The sequence below is a fragment of the Daejeonella sp. genome, from assembly GCF_044342615.1.
Lineage (GTDB): Bacteria > Bacteroidota > Bacteroidia > Sphingobacteriales > Sphingobacteriaceae > Daejeonella.
On record NZ_JBIIPN010000143.1, the window covers coordinates 1 to 6,459 of the forward strand.

5 protein-coding genes are annotated in these 6,459 nt (G+C 30.1%); 2 read left to right on the forward strand and 3 right to left on the reverse strand.

Annotated elements, in window-relative coordinates; all coding sequences use genetic code 11:
* Positions 1 to 1,228, forward strand: a 1,228-nt coding sequence (locus ACIQ0D_RS10865) for a hypothetical protein (protein ID WP_395805506.1), incomplete at its 5' end; no start/stop codon positions are given.
* A gap of 73 nt (positions 1,229 to 1,301) precedes the next feature.
* Here ACIQ0D_RS10865 and ACIQ0D_RS10870 read toward each other — a convergent pair.
* Complete coding sequence (locus tag ACIQ0D_RS10870) at positions 1,302 to 1,934, reverse strand: hypothetical protein (protein WP_395805508.1); 633 nt, start codon at positions 1,932 to 1,934, stop codon at positions 1,302 to 1,304.
* A 352-nt stretch (positions 1,935 to 2,286) separates the two neighbouring features.
* Here ACIQ0D_RS10870 and ACIQ0D_RS10875 point away from each other — a divergent pair, with 352 nt between their 5' ends.
* Entirely contained in the window at positions 2,287 to 4,890 is a 2,604-nt protein-coding gene (locus ACIQ0D_RS10875; RefSeq protein WP_395805510.1) for a hypothetical protein, read from the forward strand.
* 271 nt (positions 4,891 to 5,161) lie between these two features.
* On the opposite strand, the gene ACIQ0D_RS10880 is transcribed toward ACIQ0D_RS10875, so the two are convergent.
* Positions 5,162 to 5,443, reverse strand: coding sequence for a hypothetical protein (locus tag ACIQ0D_RS10880; RefSeq protein ID WP_395805512.1), 282 nt, complete (start codon positions 5,441 to 5,443; stop codon positions 5,162 to 5,164).
* Between the two features lie 28 nt (positions 5,444 to 5,471).
* Positions 5,472 to 6,149, reverse strand: a complete 678-nt coding sequence (locus ACIQ0D_RS10885) for a hypothetical protein (RefSeq protein WP_395805514.1) — start codon at positions 6,147 to 6,149, stop codon at positions 5,472 to 5,474.
* Positions 6,150 to 6,459 lie beyond the last annotated feature (310 nt).

Here is a 6,459-nt window from a genome sequence, read left to right on the forward strand (position 1 = left end):
ATTAAAAGCATTTTTAGAAGAGATTTCTTTGGGTTCAACAGGTGCTAAGAAGGTGAATCTTAAAAAATCTTTAATTTTTGTTTTGGGAAATTTAGATGCCGCCTATGACATGAGCTATTCCATGTCATCAGAAGATAATGCCGATTTTTTTCATGAAGAATCTAAAAAAGTAAGTTTTAATGAAATTAAAGATGTTTTAAAATCAAAATTTCGTTTGGAGGAAATTGCCAGATTAGGGAATATCCACTTGATATATCCCGCATTAAGCGGAGATGTTTTTAGGCAATATATTCAAAAACAATTGATCAATATTCTTGAAAAGTACGAATCGGAATTTAGCTGCAAATTAAATTTCGATGCTTCGATTAATAACATGTTGTATGAGGAGGGAGTCATTCCTGCACAAGGTTTAAGACCCTTGAAATCAACTGTTCGCTATTTGCTTGAGCCGGTTATTTTGGAAATGTTAGGATCTGTGCTACCAAGCCAGAATCGTGTAATTAATATTAGAGTGAATGGAGATATGTTTGAAGCCATTTGTGATTCTGATAAAATATTCACCAAAGAGCTACACTTGCCGATCAGAAAGGCCAAAAACAGGGAGCAAACTGCGGATCTGAAATCTGTTATTGCAGTCCACGAAGCAGGGCACGCATTAGCCTATATGTTGTACTTCGGTAAATTCCCGAAAAAGATCACGATTAAAACTGCCGCTTCATCAACTGGGGGCTATGTACAAATTGATAAATTTTCTGAAGTGAATAGTTTAGCCAAAGTTCGCGCAGACGTGAAAGTTGGCTTAGCAGGTAAGCTAGCCGAGGAGCTTGTTTTCGGAACTGACTATGTTTCAGATGGTGGAACATCCGATTTACTTATGGCAACCAAATACCTTATGTATGGCGCTACAGAATGTGGTTTTACAAAACGCAATGTGAGCATGGAACATATTTATAAAGGAGATGGTGAGCTTCTGCCAATTGATCAAGAAGTAAATTTATGGGTAATGAAAGAATTGGAAGACGCTACCAATGAAGTTAAACAAACACTTTTCGATTTCTCTTGGGCCTTAACCATCATCATCAAAAATTTATTAAAGTTGGAGGAAATGGGACAAGAGGAAATTGAAAAAATATTTGTTGAGAATGAGGTAAATCTTAAGGACTTATTTCAACACAAAAATTTATATATCCCTTATCAAGAGAAGCTTGAAAGTTTTCTTAATAAATAAAAGGGAATACGCTCAACAAATTAGCCCTTAATTCTAAAGGGCTAATTTGAAATTATTTGGATTCACGAAGGAATTAATATTTACAGTATTTCTTGTAAATATCCATGTACTCAAAAATAATATCAATTGCATCCTGGCTAAAATCTTTATATAAAACTTCAGGATCTTTTCTTACCCTGTCTGTAGAATAATATGATTCACACCACTCCCCAATATTTAATTTCTCCTGTGCATAAATTAAGCCACGTATAATATGAGCAGAATAATTGCCTGGATTCTTAAATACTCCAACTTCTGCATATAGAATGGCATTAGAGACGTCAAAATAATTATCCATAGCATATAAATAAGCTAAAGAAATCATTTCATCCCCATTACAATTTTCTAATAAATCACCTTCATTCTTATAATTCCTTGTTTTAGTGAGATAGTTAAAATAACGCTTTCCATTATTTTTCCCTTTAATGCTCCAGCCAAGCTGATTTATTAGGGCAAGTTTTATCTCAATAGGATTTGACTCATCAGCTAAATAGCCTAACATCTCCTTGCTTATCTTGCCTTTTGATTTCGCAGCTTTCGCTACAATAGGTTCAGTGATAAAAGCTCGTCCAAATGGCGTACTTGTAAGTGGAGAATCGGCAAAAGTGTTAAGTGAAAGAACGTTAACAAAAAACAGGATTAATAAATACTTGTAGTTATTGCGCATAGCTTTTCAATTTTATAATTAAATTTTAGACTAAAATACCGTGCAGTTTTATATTTTTTGGCTTAATACAAGCTTGTATTTAAAAATAATAAACCTAATGTATAGTTAATTTTGATCATTAAAAATTTTAATCTATTCCATTAATAAAAGATTAAAGTAAATCTTTACATCGGAATTGATTGGTTTTAAAACAAATTAAATTTATTAAAAAGCATTTACAATACTCTCAATTAAATTAAAAATTGTTTTGAGAAAAATTATTAACTCAAATAAGATTTATCATAACAAAATTTGCATAATCCAAATTATTTTTCGATTTTTTACAAATTACCTATAAACACAGCTTAAAGAAATGGAAAACGAAATCTCACAATTGTTTCACAATTTCGGAAAAACACCAATTGAATACGATGATTTGTTAAAAGAGATCAAAGACTTTTCTCATTTAAAAAAAATTGTACCCTCTAGTTTTTTAAATTCCATTTATGCTGAGAATGATTCTTTATATGATTTATTACAGTATTCTGAAGATGATTTATATCGAAAATTTCGTGGCTTCGGTGTAGGTAAAGTCAATCAGTATTTCCATTTCAAAAAGAAATTATTTGAATTGGAATCAAAAATTGAGGTGACAAATTTTTACATGAATGAAATAGCAGAAATTAGCATTCCGCTTAATTATTCGCCTCAAAATTCTATTTCAACTGACATTGAACAACTTATTAAGGATGTTGTTTTTTTATATGAAAGTAGAGGAAAGAAAAAATTAGTCGAAGTTTTAAAACTCTATTACGGACTAGAAGGTAATAGGATTCACGAAACAGAAGAAATTGCTGAGTTATTCGGCATGACTAAGGAAAGAATCAGACAATATATTAGAACACCGCAAGGTTCGGTTTTAAGCATACTGTTTAGTAATCCTTATGCTAGCCATGATAGAATTAAAGTCCAAGCTGAATTATTTAATAGAGTAACTGAATTAAAAAGTTGCTTTTTATATACTCAAAATATATTCGAATTCATTTCAAACGGAGAGCCAATTGATAACCTTCAGCACTTAGAACGCCTAATCGAGTTCTTTGATTTGAAAATTTCAAAATATGGAAATTCAATATTCCTTACTGATTCAGAAGTTCCAATTACAGTATTTGAAGAGCATTTTAGAGCAGCAGAGCAAGTTCTAAAATCTGAGGATAATTGGATTGATTGGGAACAGTTGACCAATAAAATCAAAAAAGAGATCAATAAAAAATTTGAGTTTAATGAAGAGCTAACAAGAAAAATTCTTGAATTAAACCCTAATTATTTCAGTGTAAAAACTGAAAATATGACATCCTATTTTCAAGTAGAATGGCCGAACTTAAGTAATCAAAGTTTACAGGTTCGCAGAATTTTATTGGAGAAAAAAAGTGTTCTTAAAAAAGATGAAATCCTTAGCCTTTATAACCAGAAATGCAGAGAATATGGTTTGCCTCAAATTTTAGAAAATGAACTTTACCTATCAGGAAAAGAGAAAATAATTTCATTTGGGAACAATACATGGGGATATGGTGATTCAGATGAAAATCGTTTAACGGGTCAACAATTCATTGAACAATACTTACAAAACAATAATGGTTTTACTCATTTCGACACCATTAAAAATGTATTAATAGAAAACCATTATAATTATCCAGACAATTCTATACGTGCATACCTTTCTCAATCTTGTAGAATCTCATTAGATGATAATCAGATTTTTATACATGAAGACTTTATTGCTCAATATCCTACCATAAAATTGAGGAATAAAATGAATAAAGAACTTGGTGATTGGGTTTTGGAAAAAATATTTGAATGTTTTTCAAATAGAGTCATTGTCAAAAAACAAGAACTCATAAAATCAATTAATTCTTGGGGGAAACAAGAAAATATCAAAGGTAAGATTAGAGCTTCTATAGAATATAACCTCAATAAATTAATTCAAATCGGAGCAATTAAAATCGAGGCCAATAATGACCTTTTATTAGATAATGAGCTTTTAGAATCTATAGGAAAAATAAGTTCGAGGCCAGAGCCAGGCTATAGAAAGGTAATTCGATCACTAGCAATTGATTATTTAAAAGGGACGAAAAATGCAGCAGTTCCTTTAAAAAAATTGGTTGAATTGTTTCAAGAACATATTCCTTCAGATATTAAAATTCAGAATCTATATAAAATTTTTGGAGAAGACTTATTCTTAAAAACAATCATAAATGGTAAACCCCATATTCAATTAAAGATTGAGAATTTACCAGAAGCAAAAACACGAGAAGAAGAAACAATTGATACCACAATACCTTTCGAAGAATTGGAATCTGATGTTATTGAAACAATAATTCCTGTTCCCGATAGCCGACCAACTCCAGAAATTTTTAAATATGTTAATGAAAGGGAAGCATTTGAATTTTCTAAGTTTGATAAACAAATTAGGAAGGAACTTATTCAAATTGGATTAAATAACGAATGGATTTCAGATGGCTTAGCAACCTTTTACAATGCTTTAAAAATCAATGGGGATTATAGTCGCTGGGGAAGTTCCTTATTGCAATCTATTTTTGATTTATGGTTTTCACGTACCGATTTTTATGATAGAGAAGCCTGTATCATAAAACTTACTCACGGTTTTGAAACCTATCTTAAAAAATTAGATTCAGACCTGTTAAATTTAGATGGATTAGGAACATGCATACATTCCAATTACCAATTAGAGTCTTTATATACCTATAACTTTGAAGCAAAATCAATTCCTTCTTCATTAATAAACCACGAAAAAAGAAAGTTTTCAAAAACTATTAGAAGTTTAGTGTTCTATAGAAATCTGTTTACACACGACAATAATAGTGAGCATCTAGAAATGGGGCTTCATAACCAAATTAAATTTGCTTCCGATTTTATTGCACTTTATGTTTATGTGGGATATTTGTTGAAGGATTAGGAAAAATATTGAACAATATAATTTAAAAATTAAAATAAAAAATGAGTAAAATTAACAAAATAGAAAACCCTCAACCAGACGAAAAGGTTTGTTTTAATTGTAAACATCTATTATGGATGGTGGGAATTGGGCAAGGTTTAAAATGTGAATTGGACAGAAAATCATTGTCAAGCAGGTATTATACTTGCGAAAAATTTGAAATGAAAATAAAAGCTTAAATAAGCCAATTTAAATTGGCTTATTTAAATTCCTTTATCTCATTGAAAAATCATTATTTTATTTCAAAATTGTAGTTAACAAAGATATATTTGTCCTTTATTTTAATGGTTGAGTCGCTCCTTTTAATTTTTTTATGAGCAGTTACAAAATCAAATATGCCATCTTCGTTGAGGTCTTTAAGATCTTCCTTGTAAAAAATTAGGCTTTCCGCCCATACTCCATCCCATCCCCAATTTTCATGAGCACATGGAATACCATTTAATTCAATTAAATTCCTTGAAAATAATTTAGTATCATTTTCAACAGGAATATCACTAAAATCTCTATTATTCATTTGGGGTATTTAGGGGTTAAAAATATGTCTAATTGGATTTCTTGATAACAACTACCTTTTGAGATTCTTTTTCATAGGATTGAATATCCTCAAAATAGGCTTTTGCTTTATCATAAGCCCATCCTGTTTTACTAATGATGAGGTTTATTTGATCCTCATCTGCTTTAGAATTGGTGGCTGATACTTTATTTAATTTCTGAGATGTAGCTTGAATCTCCTGACTTAGTTCTGCTTCGATCTTGTCGCAAAAGGTTTTGGATTCTTTTAAAGTCCAGCCCGTAATTTTAATGATATAGCTTATGGTTTCTAATTTACCAATTGCCACTATTTTCTCACGAACATTGATTTCTAATTCTTCTTTTGAAATATGATTTTTCAAAGTTGTAGAAGGTTCTTTTGGAGTCTCGGTAGGCTTAGCCTTTGGAACATGACCAGTTTGTAGCTTTATTTTGTCGCAAAAAGATTTTGATTCTGCTAAAGTCCAGCCCGTTGTATCCATCACAAATTTTAGCACTTCAAGCTCGTTTAGAGACTCGAATTTAGCCTTTGTATCTATAGCCAATTTTTTCTCGTCAATAAGCGATAATACAGTGCCTCCCAATAGCGATTTTAAGCTATTGAAAACTATTTTTCCAAGCTTAAAAACAAGATATAATATGGATATAAAAAAAATAACTTTAACAAAGAATAATACTATTGCACCCATAAAAAATGTTAAAAATAATTTAGAATTTTAAAAAGTCGGTATTTCCCCTTAGGGGCTTAATAAATTTTCAATAAAAGAAAGTAACATTAAATGTATTAGATATCAAATTTAAAATATTTCAATTCGAATATATTGTTAAATTTAAAAAAATATATTTTCCAATTTAAAAAAAATATTTAGTTCAAAACTACCATAACAAACTACCAAAAAATTATTAATTAGTTAGTGTATTAATTAGTTTCATTTTAAAAAGATGGCCCTTTCCCTACAAGATCAACTTGCACAAAAAATTAAGGATTTACATCCAAGT

Bases quoted from the DNA above. Each gene is read 5' to 3' on its own strand.
- ACIQ0D_RS10875 (WP_395805510.1), top strand. From the start codon at position 2,287: ATGGAAAACGAAATCTCACAATTGTTTCACAATTTCGGAAAAACACCA.
- ACIQ0D_RS10870 (WP_395805508.1), bottom strand. From the start codon at position 1,934: ATGCGCAATAACTACAAGTATTTATTAATCCTGTTTTTTGTTAACGTT.
- ACIQ0D_RS10885 (WP_395805514.1), bottom strand. From the start codon at position 6,149: ATGGGTGCAATAGTATTATTCTTTGTTAAAGTTATTTTTTTTATATCC.
- ACIQ0D_RS10880 (WP_395805512.1), bottom strand. From the start codon at position 5,443: ATGAATAATAGAGATTTTAGTGATATTCCTGTTGAAAATGATACTAAA.